The organism is Hymenobacter taeanensis, from assembly GCF_013137895.1.
Lineage (GTDB): Bacteria > Bacteroidota > Bacteroidia > Cytophagales > Hymenobacteraceae > Hymenobacter > Hymenobacter taeanensis.
In genome coordinates this window covers 3,658,807-3,673,410 of the sequence record NZ_CP053538.1, presented here as the reverse complement: position 1 = coordinate 3,673,410, position 14,604 = coordinate 3,658,807, and the positions used below count along the sequence as shown (strand labels likewise).

Sequence of the window (14,604 nt, the reverse complement as noted above, 5' to 3'; positions counted from 1 at the left end):
TTGTCTATTTTACCTTTCACAACCTCTCTACCGTGCTATGAACACAGCCGAAACTACCGTTCCCAGCGTGCCTGACATAGTGCCCGCCGCCAGCGGTTCTAACCGACTGTTTCCCATCTTCTTGAAGATGGAGCAGCTGCACGTTTTGTTGGTGGGCGGCGGCAACGTAGGCCACGAGAAGTTAGCGGCCATCCTTGCTAATAGCCCGGCCACGGCCGTGACGGTGGTAGCCACGTATTTTTCAGATCAGCTCCTGGAGCTGGCGGCGAGGCACCCGGCCGTGCAGCTGCGCGAGCAGGCCTACCAAACCACCGACCTCGTTGGCCACGACCTGGTACTTGTGGCCACCGACGATAAGGAGCTGAACCTGCGCATAAAGGCCGATGCTAACCGCCAGCGCCTGCTCTGCAACGTGGCCGACACGCCCGCTGCCTGCGACTTTTACCTGGGCTCTATTGTGCAGAAAGGCGACCTGAAAATAGCCATCAGCACCAACGGCAAGTCACCGACCATTGCTAAGCGCCTGCGGGAAATGCTGACCTCCGCCCTCCCCGATGAGTTGCACGAGGTGCTCCAGCGCATGTCCGTGATTCGGGACAAAGTGGGCGGCGACTTCGCCCACAAGGTAAAGTCGCTGAATGCCGTAACGGCCGAGCTTACCGGCGGCCCAACGTATGAGTCGCCGGCGGCGGCGCAGTGGCGGCGCCGGGCTACGGGGGCCCTGCTGGCCTTTGCGGGCTTGCTGGTCTTCAACATCCTCTCCTACTACATCACCTGGAACCAGGTATGGGGCGTGGCCACCAACGCTAAGATGTTCTACATTTTCGTGGCCATTGGGTTTGGAGCGCAGCTGATTGACGGGCTGCTGGGCATGGGTTACGGCGTGGTAACGGCCATCAGTTTGATGAGCATGAACATTGCCCCCGCAGCCGTGAGTGCCAGCATTCACACCGCCGAAATGTTTGCCAGCGGCGCCTCGGGCTACCACCACTACCGCTTTGGCAACGTGAACAAGCGCTTGTTCAAAGCCCTCATCATCCCGGGGGTACTTGGGGCCATTACGGGGGCTTATTTGCTGTCGAAGTTCGGCGAAACATACGCGGGGTACGTGAAGCCTCTCCTGGCGGCCTACCTGCTGCTGCTGGGTATCCGTATTATTTCCAAAGCCTTTTCCAAGCCCGGCCCACGCAAGAAGCACAAGAAGCTAGGCCTGTTGGCTGCCGCCGGAGGCTTCCTTGACTCCTTCGGCGGGGGCGGCTGGGGCCCCCTTGTTACAAGCACGCTCATTGCCGGTGGCCGAACGCCGCAGTATGTCATTGGCTCAGTGAGCGTCACGGAGTTCTTCGTGACGTTTGCCAGCGCCGTTACCTTCTTCGCTACGCTGGGCATTTCGCACTGGCAGGTTATTCTGGGCCTCATTGTGGGCGGCGTAGCGGCGGCTCCTTTTGCCGCCCGCCTGGCCGGCCGCATTCCGGTGCGCTGGATGTTCGTGGGCGTGGGCCTGATGGTAATTATCTGGAGCCTGTGGGCGCTACGGAAGCTGTTTATGTAGCTTCTGTAGTGCCTAACTATCAATAAACAGACACGCCCCGCTAATCAGCAGGGCGTGTCTGTTTATTGATACTGTTTCTAGTTTAAACTTTCTCGGTTGTGAGTGTAGCCAAACAGCTGAACTGATACCCACAAAAAAGCCGGACCTGGTCCGGCTTTTTGCACTTGGCACTTCTGACTAATCTAGGCCACTTGCCGCTCCACTTCAGCACGCAGCTTACTGTGCTTTTTGCCATAGCCGAAGTAGATAGCCAGCCCAATAGCCAGCCATACGGCCAGGCGCAACCAGGTTTCCCAGGGCAGGGCCACCATCATCACCAGGCAGGTCAGGATGCCGAGAATAGGCACCAGAGGTACCAGGGGGGTGCGGAAAGAACGCGGGGCGTTGGGCTCTTTCTTGCGCATAATCAGCACGCCCAGGCACACCATCACGAAGGCCAGCAATGTGCCAATGCTCGTCATTTCGCCCACTACTGAAATCGGCACGAAGCCCGCGAAAAGCGCAATAAACAGGCCTAGCAGCAGGCTAGACTGCAGCGGCGTACGGAAGGTGGTATGAATGCGCGCAAATATGGGCGGCAGCAGCCCATCTTTTGCCATGGAGAAAAACACGCGGGTCTGGCCCAGCAAATCCACCAGAATTACGGAAGTGTAGCCAATGATAATAGCCAGAATTACAGCCGATGACAGCCAGGCGTAGGGCGTTTTTTCAATGGCAATGGCCACGGGCGCGGCGCTGCCCTTGAACTCGGTATAGTTGGCTAGGCCAGTCATCACGTGCCCGAACAGCACGAATAGAATGGTGCAGACAACCAAGGAGCCAATGATACCGATGGGCATGTTGCGCTGCGGATTCTTGGTTTCCTGGGCCATGGTAGCCACAATATCAAAGCCAATGAACACGAAGAACACTACGCCGGCACCGCGGAGAATGCCGCTCCAGCCAAACTCACCAAACGTGCCCGTATTCTGCGGGATGTAGGGATGGTAGTTGGCCGGATCAATGTACTGCCAGCCTAGGGCAATAAATACCAATACTACTGCCACCTTGAGCGTTACAACCAGCCCATTAAACCACGCCGAGCCCTTGGTGCCCCGAATAATGATGAGCGTAATGAGCGCCACAATCAGCATGGCCGGCACATTCACGTAGCCGTGCACCAGGCTCCCGTCGGCCAGCTTGGCGGTTTCAAACGGCGACATCACCAACTGCGGTGGCAAATGAATACCCGACTTGTCGAGGAACTTCAGCAGGTACTGCGACCAGCTGATGGCTACCGTGGCGGCGCCTACGGAGTATTCCAGCACCAGGTCCCAGCCAATAATCCAGGCAAATAGCTCGCCCATGGTAGCGTAGGCGTACGTGTAGGCCGAGCCTGACACGGGCACCATGGAGGCAAACTCAGCGTAGCAAAGCGCTGAAAACGCGCAGCCAATGGCCGCCACAATGAATGAGAGCGTAATGGCCGGACCGGTATTGTTGGCGGCGGCGATGCCAGTGAGCGAGAACAGACCAGCCCCAATGATTACCCCAATACCAATGGTAATTAGGTTGAAGCCATTCAGACTTCGCTTTAGGGTGTTAGCGCCCGTTTCGGCCGCTTCCTGCCGCAGCAGTTCCAGAGATTTTTTAAGCATAAAAAGTGAATGCCAGCGCACGGCTGGCCGGTGAGGTAAAGGGGCTGGTTGTGGGGTGCCGGCCGGTGGCGTACACAGGAGCAGCTCAGTAACACAAGGCGTTTGGCTTATCACGCCCCCGCCGAAACGGGTGGTGCCAACCGACACGGTGCCGGAGCAGCCGGCACAACCAGAAAAAAACGGGAGGGAAAAACGCTACCGCGGCTTAAGCGGCTTGCGCGTTAACGCGATACAGGCAAACGGGCTGCGGGTTCAACAGCAACAACACCCACCGCAACAACAGGCTTGCTCAACGGTGGGCACACCGAAGCAGGCAGCGGAAACTACAAAACGGGCAGTACGGCAGGGGCGAAAATCCACGGCAACTTGTTTTTATATGGTCAGGAATTGGCACCGTTCCGGCAGTTGCGGATGGTTGCCGACGCTTCATCGAGCCTGTCTCTCAGCGCCTCTGTATAAAAACAATCCTTTGGTCGAAAAAGAATTGGTAGGGCAAAGGTACAACCAGCTAGTGCGCATTTACAAATGCTCCCAGGCAGTGGCCTAGGCCACTCCCACTACTTCAAACGGCGCCCGACAGCCAAACAACCAGAAGGTTTAAAAGGAAAATTGACTTTTTTTTATTTTTCAAAAAATCAGATAAAAAGGAAAGGTTGGCATTTGAGTTGCAAATACATCTCTCAGAAGCCCGGATGATGCATCTAAGCTTACTCCTGTTTCCACTCTCTGATTTAACAATACAAATACTGTCTTATGAAAAAGGTTCTTGTTCTTCTCGCTGCTTTCTCTTTCTCGGCTGGTATTGCTTCAGCCCAAACTGTTTCTGCCAAAGGCAAACACAAAGTAAAAACCGAGCAGGCTGGTAAAACCCAGAAAACGCCCGAGCAAAAGGCTGAGCAAAAAGCCAAACACTTGGCTAAGCAGCTAAACCTCTCGGCTGAGCAGACCCAAAAAGTGCGTCAGCTGCACCTTGCCCGCTACCAGGAAATGCAGGCAAACCGCGCCAAGTACGCCTCGGCCGGTAAGACTGATGCGCGCAAGCAGGAAATGAAGGCCGATAAGGCCAGCTACGAAGCTCAGCTGAAGCAAATTCTGAGTGCCGACCAGTACACTAAGTACGCTCAGCTTCGTGCCGATAAAGTTGAAAAGCACAAAGCTCAGCGCAAGGCTAAAAGCTAAACCGGCCTGACTCATTCTCCTAAGCCCCAACAAATTTGTTGGGGCTTTTTTTTGTGGCTTATCTACTGAATGGGCGCCGTATTTCTAACCACTAGCCCCTGCGCGCGTATTGCGCCTACATCGCTTCCCTTCTTCTCCCACGCCCGGCAAGATTTTGCCACTTGTACAACACATGGAAAAAGGACTTCACAAAGCCCTGAAAGCAACCGGATACGTAGCTGCTACCCTAGGTGGCGCGTTAGGCCTCTACTTAGTTTCCGCCGCGGTACTATCGCGCATTACGGTACCCAAGAAAAGCACCGACCCTCTGACCGACGTCGACATCTACATTTACTCTAATGGAGTGCACACGGACATTGTGGTGCCGGCGCGCAGCAAGTACATCGACTGGACGGAAACCATTCTGCTGAAAAACACGCAGTCGAACGACCCCTCTATGCAGTACATCGGGTTTGGGTGGGGCGACAAAGGCTTCTACCTCGACACGCCCACTTGGGCGGAGCTAAAGCCCAGCACGGCCTTTAAAGCCATGTTTTACCTCGGCACCTCGGCCATGCACACTACCTTCTATCAGGAGATGCATGAGAGCGAAGACTGCGTAAAAATCAGCATCAGCCACCACGACTACCGCAAGCTGATCCGGTATATTCAGGATAGCTTTAAGTACGATGCACAAGGCCAGCCCATGTACATTGAGGGCCACAGCTACGGCCGCGACGACTCGTTTTATGAAGCGCACCGCACTTACGGTTGGTTCTATACCTGCAATACCTGGGCGAACGATGCGCTGAAATACTGCGGACAGAAAGCCAGCCTCTGGACGCCCTTCGACAACGGCATCTTCTACCAGTACCGCAACTAGTGGCCCAGGCCCGGCCGCACGATCGTTCCTCACTACGATCAGTAGGGGAGTTCAATCGAGCAGGCGTCTAGGCGGTTTGCCCTTGCGCGCCCGCCGGCAACTCCCGAAAATACCGCATCCGGTAGCAGTTCATAGCCGTGTCGCCGAGCTGCTCCAAGAGCCGGTAGTTGGCCACTGCTCCCACCGCGGCCCCAATAACCGGCACTAATTGGGCCATTTTGGCCAGGTCAATGTAGTCGCGGTACTCTTGTTGAAACGTGCGCCAGTCAAACTCGTGCACATCAGCGGGCAAGGTATGGCGGTAGGCCTCCCAGTCGGCGAGTTGCCGGTACACCTCATTGCGGGTGTGCTGGCTGCTGAATGCCAACTGAAAAACGTGCAATAGATAAAGCCGCTCAGTGTAGTCCTGCACATCGTAGCCATACAAAGCCGCAATGTCGAAGAGCAGCTTCAGCTTGAGACTCAGCAAAAGGGGAAAATCGGCGAGGCCAAGCAGGAAGCCGCCCGCGCCGGTAATGGCCCCTTCGGCGGCGGCCGTGTTGCGGTAGTAGCGCACCCGTGTGCGTACGGCCGCTTCACGGTCTGCCAGAGGTGCAGCTTCTACGGGCTTGCGCGTGATGTAGGTAGAGCCGAACAACACCCCGCGCACCATCTGCTTTATGGCCACCGTTATGGCCTCGTGCACCCGATCGGGCAACAGCGCGTTCAGCCGTATCTGCACGCGGCGCGCCAGGCGGTTCAGTAGCGTGGGCTTCTGCTGCATTTTGCGCTGCCAGGCCCGCAGCTCGGTGTAGGCCAGTTGTTCGGTGGGCATCATGGCTCTGAAAGTAAGCAGATATGCCGAAAGCCCCGTGCCGGGCACGCTTAGCCTGCTGCCCAAGCCTAGGGCCCAACCCAACAAACGGCCGACAAAAGGAAACTGTCGGTGTGTTTGGGCAACTGATGGATTGGAGCCGACATGGAGCGGCCTTGGGTGGTAGCTTGCCCTCCGTTTCACTTTACTTTACTGTATGGTAATTTCTACCCCGCGCCTAGGCCCCCCGTTCTTGCTGCACCTCCTAATTTGGGGGGTGCTGATTACGCTGCTGGCTATGCAGCCGCAAGACCGTACCCAGGGAGCTGAATTTATCTTTGTGCAAACCAGCATGCTATTCATGTTGGCCCTGGTTTTCTACCTGAACGTGGGCTGGGCCGTACCGCGCTTGCTCTACGGCCGCCGCGTAGTGCCCTACCTGGCCTTTCTGGTAGCCGCCGTGCTGAGCATCTTGGTTGTGCACTGGGTGTTAGAGGAGAACTCATATAGCCAGCCTCAGCAGGAGCAGCAGGGGTCAGAGCCCCCACAGCCGGGGCAGCATGGCTCCGACTTCCGGCCCCACGGGCCGCCCCCCAATAACTTTGAGCGGGAATTTGGCCCCCGCCGCCCGATGCGCCAGCACCGGTTTGGGCTATTCAACCCCGCTATTTTTATTACCACTTTGCTGGCGCTAGGCCTGGGCACCAGCGTGGCGGCGGTGCAGCGGGGTCAGCGGGAAGCAGAAATGCGGCAGGCACTGGAGCAGGAAAAACTCACCACGGAGCTCTCATGGCTAAAGGCCCAAATCAACCCGCACTTCTTCTTCAACACACTTAACAACATCTACGCCCTCACCCTCATTGACGGCGACCGGGCTCGCGAAGCGTTGCACCGCCTCTCGCGCATGATGCGCTACGTGCTCTACGAAACCCAAACTGGCACCGCCCCGCTTAGCCAGGAGCTGCTTTTCGTGCGCGACTATATTGACCTGATGCAGCTGCGCCTTACCAACAATGTGCACGTAGAATACCATACGCCTGAGCCCCTGCACGAGGCGCCCATTGCCCCCATGATTCTGCTCACGTTCGTAGAAAACGCCTTTAAGCATGGTGTGAGTACGGTATCGCCGAGTTCCATTCGTATTCATATTCGGCAGCCTGATGCGCAAACTCTCGTGGCCACTATATACAACACGCTCTTTGAGGAGCGCCCCACTCCGCTTGATGAGAACCATGGCATTGGCTTAGTGAATACCAAGCGTAGGCTGGAGCTGCTCTACCCCGGCCGCCACTGCCTCACGGTTACCGAGCGCACCCCCGACAACGAATACCACATTCACCTGACTTTAACGCTGCTTTCATGACGATACTAAATTGTATTGCCGTTGATGACGAGCCCTTGGCCTTACAGCTGGTGGGCAGCTTTATCGAGAAAACGCCTTTTCTGCGCTTAATGTGCAGCTACAGCAGTGCAGTAGCTGCTCTAAAAGGCCTGCAACAGCAGGAAACTCCGGTTGATGTGCTGTTCCTGGACATTCAAATGCCCGACCTGAATGGGCTGGAGCTGGCCCGGGTGCTTGACCGCGGCCCGGGGCCCGGCCGGGGGCCGCGCGTTGTTTTCACCACGGCCTTCAACCAGTATGCCCTTGACGGCTACAAGGTTGATGCCCTCGACTATCTGCTGAAGCCATTCACCTACGAGGAGTTTCTGCGGGCTGCACACAAGGCGCAGCGCTACGCCGAAGCAGAGAAGCCCGCACCGGCAGTAACTGTTCCGGCTGTGCCCGCCGAAGATTACCTCTACCTGAAAGTGGAGTACCAGCTGGTACGCGTGCCCTATGCTGACATCCTATACATTGAGGGCCTGAAGGACTACATTAAAGTATACCGCCGCAGCGAGCCTAGGCCACTCCTTTCCCTCCAGAGCCTAAAAGCCCTGGAAGAGCGCCTGCCAAAGCAGTTTATGCGCATTCATCGCTCCTATATTGTAGCTCTCAACCACATAACCACCGTGGGCCGCGGCACCGTGCAAATTGCCAACGAAACCATTCCCATCAGCGAAGGCTACCGGGAGAGCTTCGATCAGTACATCCGCCGCTGGAAGTAACGTCCTACGTGGGCCTAAGTGCTTTTGGGTGACTTTAGGCGATAGATTCGCTCAATAATCTCCACCACTTTGAGGCCTTCTAGCGCATTGGTAGTGGCGTGGCTGCGCTTTTGCACCGTTTCCACTACGTTTTCAATTATGTGCACGTGGTTGGCGGCGCTGCCCTGGTATGGGCCATAATTGTTGGCGGGGTTCGTGGGGGGTAACTCGGGCAGCGTATAGTTTCGCAAGTGGCAATATTCCACTTTATCCATGTATTGCCCACCAATTTTAAGGCTGCCATGCTCAGCAATAACCGTAAGGGAGCTTTCCAGATTCTGGTCCCACACGGCAGTGCTGTAGTGCAGCGTGCCACTGCCGCCTCGCACCAGATCAAAGGTGACGAGACCAGAGTCCTCGAATTCGGTTAGCTCCTCGTGGTTGAAATCAAAGAAGCGCGCCCCGATATTCGTGATGTCACCGAAGACCCAATAAAGCAGGTCTACGAAATGGCTGAATTGAGTAAAGAGCGTGCCTCCATCCTGCTGCTGAGAGCCTTTCCAGCCGCCGGCGCAGTAGTAGCGGGCATCGCGGTTCCAGAAACAGTTGATTTGCACTAAGTACACCTGGCCTAGCTTCCCCTCTTGAACCAGCTGCTTAAGCCAGACGGCCGGCGGTGAGTACCGGTTCTGCATTACGCCAAATACCAAGCGGCCCGTTTGCTCAGCCATGCGCACCACCGCCTCAGCATCGTGGGTACGCAACGCAATGGGCTTCTCAATTACTACGTGCAGGCCATGCGTTAGGCCAGCTATAGCTTGTGGCACATGCTGGTAATTTGGTGTAGCTATAGTTAGCACATCAGCCTCACAGCCAGCCGCAAAACACTTTTCTAAAGATGTATAGAAAGGTATTTCCGGAAACTCCCCGGCCAGTTCCCCGGCCAGCTCAGGGCGCACATCAACTAAAGCGGCCAGTTGCGCACCCGGGTAGCGGGCCACTAACGCCGCATGCCGACGACCAATGTGGCCTACACCGCAAATGACGAAGCGAACAGGAGCAGAATCAGACAAGGTGGCGTAGGAAAAAGGCGGAGAGCACAACCGCAAGCTCCGAAAAATAGGGCGTTTCTCCAGCACAAAACAAAACCCGCAGCCTCCTACACGGAAGCTGCGGGTTCACGCAGTTTATAGCCTGCTAATTGCTAAGCGTTTACTGCTACAGCAGCCGCTTCAACTCTTCAAAATTGGCATTGCTCACGTTGCGGTTGGTGCATCCAAGCTGCTGAGCGCTCTTCTGAATGTTGGCAATTCGTGAGCCGGGGTTGGGGTGAGTGCTCAAGAACTCGGGGGTACCTCCTCCACTCTGCTTCTCAGCCTTAATGAAGAAGCCGGCGGCCCCATCACAAGCATAGTAGCGTGTACCGTTAAGGTAAATGGTAGAGTACTTATCGGCTTCGGTCTCGTAGCTGCGGCTGAATTTCAACTGACCCAAGCCAGCGGCAATCTGCACCAGCTGGTTGGAGTTGTTACCCAGCACAATGCCCGCCAGCAGGCTAATGCCATACTGCTGCTGCAGCATTTGCGTGCTGTGGCGGCGGTCGGCGTGGGCAATTTCGTGGCCCAATACGCCCGCCAGTTGGTTCTCGTTATCGAGAAACTTGATCAGGCCCGTGAACACATAAATGTGGCCGCCGGGGGTAGCAAACGCATTCTGGATTTGGTCATCCTTAATGATCTGCACATCCCAGGGGAATTGCGTGCGGTACTTCAGGTTGCCATTATCCAGCACACGCTTTACCACACCATTAAGTAAGGTGTAGGCGCGGGCGTTGCTGGATTTTTCGAGCAGCTGCCCTTTCGCGCGGTAAAGCGAGTCGGTTTGATGAGCTACTTGCGCACCCAGCGCAATATCCTGGTTGATGGAAAAAAGGTTAAAGCCCTGACGGGGCGCATTAACGGCAGCCGTAGTCAGCACTGAAACAACTGCCAGCGGCAGAAAGAGAGTTAAAAAAGAACGACGCATATGTAAGGAAGAGAACAAGTATGAGGGGAGTAATACGGTTCTAAGAAAAAACAGTGCCAGCAAAGAATACGCTGTGCCCCGAAGGTGCGCGTAGGCCAGTTTTTACCTTTAGCTATTGGCCGCCAAACTGGCCTAGGGCCAAGCCTGCAACACCTGGCAGATATAGGCCACCTGCTCATTGGTGAGCATAGGGTGCATGGGCACCGACAGCACGGTGCGCGCCAAGCGCTCTGCAACCGGAAATTGCCCCTGGCTATACCCCAGATACGCGTAGGCAGGCTGCAGATGATTGGGCAGCGGATAGTATACAGCGCTAGGAATACCATGCCCCGTGAGGTAGTGCTGCAGCTTATCGCGCTGGCTCGCTACGTCTGGCACTTGCACAGTATACTGATGAAAAACGTGGCTGCTCCGGGGGTCACGCCCCGGCGGGCGCAGGCTGGAGTGGCCTAGCAGGGCCGCATCATACTGCGCGGCAATACGTTGGCGGGCGGCAGTCCAGGCACCTAAATGCGGGAGCTTCACGCGCAGTAAGGCAGCCTGCAGAGTATCGAGGCGGGAGTTTAGGCCAATGCGCTCATGATGGTATTTGCGGGTTTGGCCGTGGTTGGCAAGCTGGCGCAATAGCTGGGCGCGGGCCGCATCTCGCGTGAACAGTGCACCCCCATCGCCAAACCCACCCAGGTTTTTGCTCGGAAAGAAGGAGGTAGTCCCTACCTCCCCCACGGTACCGGCAGCCCACACTTCTCCTGCTGCGGTAGTAAATGTGGCTCCAATTGCCTGGGCGTTGTCTTCAATGAGGGCCACGCCGTGCTGATTAGCTAACTGCCGGAGGGCTTCCAGATCAGCGCATTGCCCAAATAAATGCACCGCCAGAATAGCCCCTGTGCGGGGTGTAATGGCCGCAGCAGTAGCGGCGGGGTCTAGGTTATAGGTATGCGGGCTTACCTCCACGGGCACGGGCACTAAGCCCAGCACCGCCGCGGCCTCCCAGGTAGCCACGTACGTGAAGGCTGGCATCAACACCTCCGTACCCGGGGGCAGGCTCAGGCTCAGGAGGGCCAGTTGCAGAGCATCAGTGCCGTTGGCACAGGGCACCACCTGGGGGTTGCCCAAATACTGGCCTAGCTCAATGGCAAACTGCCCAACAGCTTCACCCTGAATAAAGGCAGCCTCCTGCAGGGTAGCATGAAGGGCAGCATCTAGCTGAGCCTGCAAGGGCTCATGTTGGGCGCGCAGGTCTAGAAGTTGAATTGGCGTGGGGGGCTGCAATGAAGCGAGTGGCTAAGCGGAGCAATGGATAGAGGAGCTTCAAAGATAAATGCCTAGGGATAACCCACCCTTATAGCCCTACGTAAGCTGGCGTATGAGGCTGCCGTTGTATATCCATACGGTCCTCATCTCAGTGTTGCTCCCTTCTTTTAACGCCTATTCCCTTACCACCATGTTCAGGAAAACTCTCACCATGAATGCGCTTGCGGCTGTTTTGATGGCCGGCGGCCTTGCTTTCACCCAAACCAGCTGCTCCAACGCCGACAGAAAAGAAGTGTCGGCGGAGAGTGATGCAGCCTACAATGATTTCAAAACCTTTGTTTCGAATACGGAGGCTAAAGCTGATAATGTAGCCGACGAAGCGGAGGCGGACTACGAAGCGGAAACTAACCAGCTTAAATCAGACTTCGATACCAAGGTAGCAGCGGTGGATAAGTACTCAGACCAGTACGATGACACCCGCCGCCAGGAAATTGAGCAGCTCCGCACCCGCTATACCACCGCCTACGACAAGCGCGATATGGCCTGGAAAAACCGGCCTAATGCGATTGCTACTACCAGCAGCGCCAATCTGAAGCCCGGCAAGTATTACAAGCCTATGTCGCCGGCCGCTAACATTACGGCAGCCAATGCCCGGGCAACCTATGAGGCCTTCGTTAATAACATCAAACAAAACGAGGACCGTTACGACATCGACGACTGGCGCTACATCAACTCAGAGTGGCGCGCTCTAGATGAGGCCTACGACAAGGTCAAGAAAGATATTCCGGCCGGCGATTTGGCCGAGATTCAGAAGGAAAAGCTGAAGTATGCTGCCTTTAAATCCTATGATAAGGCTGAGGCCCGCGTAGCACAGGGCGCTGATGCCGTGAGCGGCGAGGCGCAAGACATTAAAGCTGGCACTGCTGACGAGCGCAGCAAAGTTGGCCAAGCAGCCAGCAATACCGCGCAAGATGTGAAGGAAGCTGGCAAAGACGTAGGCCAGGGGGCCGCTAAGGTTGGCAAGAAAGTAGGAGGCGCCGTAAAAGGTGCATTTAAAGAAGTTAAGTCGGAAGTTAAAAACACCGACAACGACTAGCCTACCCACGCTAAAAACAAAAAGCCGGTTCCAATAAGGAGCCGGCTTTTTGTTTTTAGCGTGGGTAATCAAACTTATTCCTACTCTGCACAACTTCAAGTGGCCAGCTCAGCCAACAGCCAATACAGCTTTAGCGCGTCAAGCTGCCGCAGGCTGGGGCGCACCGACAACAGATTGCGCCGTACCTGCTGCTCTCGTAGCCTGAAAGCAGCACATACGGCTTCATCCAGCCCCCAGCGCTGTAAGCGCAAAGCTGCATTAAGCAGCTTGGTATCGGTACCTAAGCCTTCAGTGCGGTACAGCTGCACTAGGTTACGAACGGCATCTTGGGTTTTCTGCAGAAAAACCGCTGCTGGCTCTAGGCCATCATGCAGCACGGGGTTATCAAGGTGCAAAACCGAAATACCCGCTTGCCGCAGCAGCCACCCAAATTTGGTGTCTTCATGGCCGTAGCGCGTTAGGCTCTCATCCAGGCCTAGCTGCCTAAACACGTGCGCTTCAATCAGGAGGTTGTTTAGCGTGAGTTGGCCGTGCGGAGCCCGTTGGCGTACGGCTGCAGACCGGGCCTCACGCTGGCGGCCATACAACCATCGTAGCAGCAACTCGGGGCGGGTTGGTGGTGTAGCCTCATAGGCTGTACCGCCCACTACCACGGCCGCCTGGCGGCGGGCCGCTGCGTAGCGGGCCAGAAAATGGGCATCGGGCAGCAGGCTGTCGTTATCGAGCAGCAGCAGCCACTCACCCTGCGCCTGGGCGGCCAGCACGTTGCGGATGGCCGCCCGGCCAATATTGTGCGGCAGTTCCTGATAGCACACAGCCGGCAGTGCCGCCAGCGGGCGGTTCAGCCCCCGAATATCCTCCTGAGAGCCATCATCGAGGCAACGGATTTCTACGCGGCCTCCCCAAGTGGGTGCTTGTTCCAGCAGCGCCCGTACCAGCGGCGTAACGTCGCGGTTGAAAACCGGAATGAGCACGGAGAGTGCGGGCGCGTTCAAGTTGGTTTTAGCGAGCTGAAGAACAGGATACAGGCAGTAAGGCCGGGGTTAGAATTCTATTTTCAGGTCGAAAGGCGTTTGCACCGAATCAAGCAAATGACCTTGCTCACACTTGAGCACCCGCTTGGGGTACTGCCTGATGATTTGATAGTTGTGCGTTGCCATGAGCACGGCCGTACCGGAGTTATTAATCTCCACAAACAACCGCATGATGCTGTCGGCCACATCGGGGTCCAGGTTACCGGTCGGCTCGTCGGCGAGCAGCAGCAATGGCTCGTTTAGAAGCGCCCGGGCAATTACTACCCGCTGCTGCTCGCCGCCTGATAGTTGGTGTGGCATTTTACTGGCTGAGTTAGCTAGGCCCACGCGCATAAGCACTTCGGAAATGCGCTGCTGCTTGCGCGCCTTACCTTTCCAGCCGGTTGCGTTCAGCACAAACAGCAGGTTGTCGGCCACGGAACGGTCAAAGAGCAGCTGAAAGTCCTGAAATATGATACCCAGCTTGCGACGCAGATACGGCACTTTCTCACCGCCGGCTAGTTTAGGCAGCGGGAAACCTACTACGGAACCGGAGCCCGCGGGCAAAGGCAAATCAGCGTAGAGCGTTTTGAGCAAGGAGCTTTTGCCGGAGCCCGTGCGACCCACCAGATAAGCAAACTCGCCTTTTTCAAGCGTAAACGAGACCTTTTGCAGCACGGTGTTCACGTCCTGCATAATGTAGGCGTCGTGCAGCTCAATAACCGGGGCGGACGAAGTAGGCATAGAAACGAAGATACGGGCAGCAGGCAGTTCAAAAAAATATCATTCCGGGCGGAGTAAGGTTTGTGGGTAGCGGCTAGGCCCCTCCCACTTCCTCACTCCGCCCGGAATGACAGCGCACACAACAGCTTAGATTTCTAACTTCTGCAGCTTACCAAACTCCAGGCCTGATATTACGCCTGCCAGTTCGGTTTCTTTGTTCTCTAACCCGTACCGATGCAAATCCTTCAGGGGGCGGTCGGCACGGAAGTAAGCAATTAGCACGAAGTTTTCATCGCGCAGTTGTATATAATCCGGAATCTTGGCCTTGCCTTTTACTTTGATGATATACATAGAACGGTTGGTTGAAAGCACACGCACTTGGTCA

At 56.1% G+C, this 14,604-nt stretch carries 14 protein-coding genes and 1 riboswitch; of the genes, 6 read left to right on the top strand and 8 right to left on the bottom strand.

Features of this window, described 5'->3' with window-relative positions:
• Positions 1-37 precede the first annotated feature (37 nt).
• Positions 38-1,552 carry a TSUP family transporter gene (locus HMJ29_RS20710; protein WP_171592324.1) on the top strand — a complete coding sequence of 505 codons (1,515 nt, stop codon included), beginning with the start codon at positions 38-40 and terminating at the stop codon, positions 1,550-1,552.
• A gap of 182 nt (positions 1,553-1,734) precedes the next feature.
• On the opposite strand, the gene HMJ29_RS15405 is transcribed toward HMJ29_RS20710, so the two are convergent.
• Positions 1,735-3,189 (bottom strand): amino acid permease, encoded by a 1,455-nt coding sequence (locus tag HMJ29_RS15405; protein ID WP_171592323.1) that lies wholly within the window; start codon positions 3,187-3,189, stop codon positions 1,735-1,737.
• A 369-nt stretch (positions 3,190-3,558) separates the two neighbouring features.
• Positions 3,559-3,651: riboswitch (SAM riboswitch) on the bottom strand.
• A 291-nt stretch (positions 3,652-3,942) separates the two neighbouring features.
• Here HMJ29_RS15405 and HMJ29_RS15400 point away from each other — a divergent pair.
• Together HMJ29_RS15400 and HMJ29_RS15395 are read left to right on the top strand one after the other, a co-directional pair.
• Positions 3,943-4,368, top strand: coding sequence for a DUF4890 domain-containing protein (locus HMJ29_RS15400; RefSeq protein ID WP_171592322.1), 426 nt, complete (start codon positions 3,943-3,945; stop codon positions 4,366-4,368).
• A gap of 172 nt (positions 4,369-4,540) precedes the next feature.
• On the top strand, positions 4,541-5,230 hold the full coding sequence (locus HMJ29_RS15395) for a TIGR02117 family protein (protein WP_171592321.1): 690 nt from the start codon (positions 4,541-4,543) through the stop codon (positions 5,228-5,230).
• Between the two features lie 67 nt (positions 5,231-5,297).
• Here HMJ29_RS15395 and HMJ29_RS15390 read toward each other — a convergent pair whose 3' ends face one another.
• Positions 5,298-6,047, bottom strand: a complete 750-nt coding sequence (locus HMJ29_RS15390; protein ID WP_171592320.1) for an EcsC family protein — start codon at positions 6,045-6,047, stop codon at positions 5,298-5,300.
• Between the two features lie 193 nt (positions 6,048-6,240).
• On the opposite strand from HMJ29_RS15390, the gene HMJ29_RS15385 reads away from it, so the two are divergent.
• Positions 6,241-7,386, top strand: coding sequence for a sensor histidine kinase (locus HMJ29_RS15385; RefSeq protein WP_253805649.1), 1,146 nt, complete (start codon positions 6,241-6,243; stop codon positions 7,384-7,386).
• Complete coding sequence (locus tag HMJ29_RS15380; RefSeq protein ID WP_171592319.1) at positions 7,383-8,129, top strand: LytR/AlgR family response regulator transcription factor; 747 nt, start codon at positions 7,383-7,385, stop codon at positions 8,127-8,129. The genes HMJ29_RS15385 and HMJ29_RS15380 overlap by 4 nt, the downstream gene beginning before the upstream one ends.
• A gap of 14 nt (positions 8,130-8,143) precedes the next feature.
• On the opposite strand, the gene HMJ29_RS15375 is transcribed toward HMJ29_RS15380, so the two are convergent.
• The 3 genes from HMJ29_RS15375 to HMJ29_RS15365 form a co-directional block, all read right to left on the bottom strand.
• Positions 8,144-9,181 (bottom strand): Gfo/Idh/MocA family protein, encoded by a 1,038-nt coding sequence (locus HMJ29_RS15375; protein ID WP_171592318.1) that lies wholly within the window; start codon positions 9,179-9,181, stop codon positions 8,144-8,146.
• A 145-nt stretch (positions 9,182-9,326) separates the two neighbouring features.
• Entirely contained in the window at positions 9,327-10,133 is an 807-nt protein-coding gene (locus HMJ29_RS15370) for a M48 family metalloprotease (RefSeq protein WP_171592317.1), read from the bottom strand.
• Positions 10,134-10,265: 132 nt separating this feature from the next.
• Positions 10,266-11,405 carry a DegT/DnrJ/EryC1/StrS family aminotransferase gene (locus HMJ29_RS15365; protein ID WP_171592316.1) on the bottom strand — a complete coding sequence of 380 codons (1,140 nt, stop codon included), beginning with the start codon at positions 11,403-11,405 and terminating at the stop codon, positions 10,266-10,268.
• A gap of 172 nt (positions 11,406-11,577) precedes the next feature.
• Here HMJ29_RS15365 and HMJ29_RS15360 point away from each other — a divergent pair, with 172 nt between their 5' ends.
• Positions 11,578-12,483 carry a DUF6565 domain-containing protein gene (locus tag HMJ29_RS15360; RefSeq protein WP_171592315.1) on the top strand — a complete coding sequence of 302 codons (906 nt, stop codon included), beginning with the start codon at positions 11,578-11,580 and terminating at the stop codon, positions 12,481-12,483.
• A 95-nt stretch (positions 12,484-12,578) separates the two neighbouring features.
• Here HMJ29_RS15360 and HMJ29_RS15355 read toward each other — a convergent pair whose 3' ends face one another.
• The 3 genes from HMJ29_RS15355 to HMJ29_RS15345 form a co-directional block, all read right to left on the bottom strand.
• Entirely contained in the window at positions 12,579-13,478 is a 900-nt protein-coding gene (locus tag HMJ29_RS15355; protein WP_171592314.1) for a glycosyltransferase, read from the bottom strand.
• Between the two features lie 48 nt (positions 13,479-13,526).
• Positions 13,527-14,240, bottom strand: coding sequence for a cell division ATP-binding protein FtsE (locus tag HMJ29_RS15350; protein ID WP_171592313.1), 714 nt, complete (start codon positions 14,238-14,240; stop codon positions 13,527-13,529).
• Between the two features lie 126 nt (positions 14,241-14,366).
• The gene (locus HMJ29_RS15345; RefSeq protein ID WP_088842596.1) at positions 14,367-14,570 is read right to left on the bottom strand and encodes a fructose-6-phosphate aldolase; all 204 of its coding nucleotides are present in this window, start codon (positions 14,568-14,570) and stop codon (positions 14,367-14,369) included.
• Positions 14,571-14,604 lie beyond the last annotated feature (34 nt).

Coding starts and splice junctions, on each gene's coding strand:
- HMJ29_RS20710 (WP_171592324.1), top strand. CDS start 38: ATGAACACAGCCGAAACTACCGTTCCCAGCGTGCCTGACATAGTGCCC.
- HMJ29_RS15405 (WP_171592323.1), bottom strand. CDS start 3,189: ATGCTTAAAAAATCTCTGGAACTGCTGCGGCAGGAAGCGGCCGAAACG.
- HMJ29_RS15400 (WP_171592322.1), top strand. CDS start 3,943: ATGAAAAAGGTTCTTGTTCTTCTCGCTGCTTTCTCTTTCTCGGCTGGT.
- HMJ29_RS15395 (WP_171592321.1), top strand. CDS start 4,541: ATGGAAAAAGGACTTCACAAAGCCCTGAAAGCAACCGGATACGTAGCT.
- HMJ29_RS15390 (WP_171592320.1), bottom strand. CDS start 6,047: ATGATGCCCACCGAACAACTGGCCTACACCGAGCTGCGGGCCTGGCAG.
- HMJ29_RS15385 (WP_253805649.1), top strand. CDS start 6,241: ATGGTAATTTCTACCCCGCGCCTAGGCCCCCCGTTCTTGCTGCACCTC.
- HMJ29_RS15380 (WP_171592319.1), top strand. CDS start 7,383: ATGACGATACTAAATTGTATTGCCGTTGATGACGAGCCCTTGGCCTTA.
- HMJ29_RS15370 (WP_171592317.1), bottom strand. CDS start 10,133: ATGCGTCGTTCTTTTTTAACTCTCTTTCTGCCGCTGGCAGTTGTTTCA.
- HMJ29_RS15360 (WP_171592315.1), top strand. CDS start 11,578: ATGTTCAGGAAAACTCTCACCATGAATGCGCTTGCGGCTGTTTTGATG.
- HMJ29_RS15350 (WP_171592313.1), bottom strand. CDS start 14,240: ATGCCTACTTCGTCCGCCCCGGTTATTGAGCTGCACGACGCCTACATT.
- HMJ29_RS15345 (WP_088842596.1), bottom strand. CDS start 14,570: ATGTATATCATCAAAGTAAAAGGCAAGGCCAAGATTCCGGATTATATA.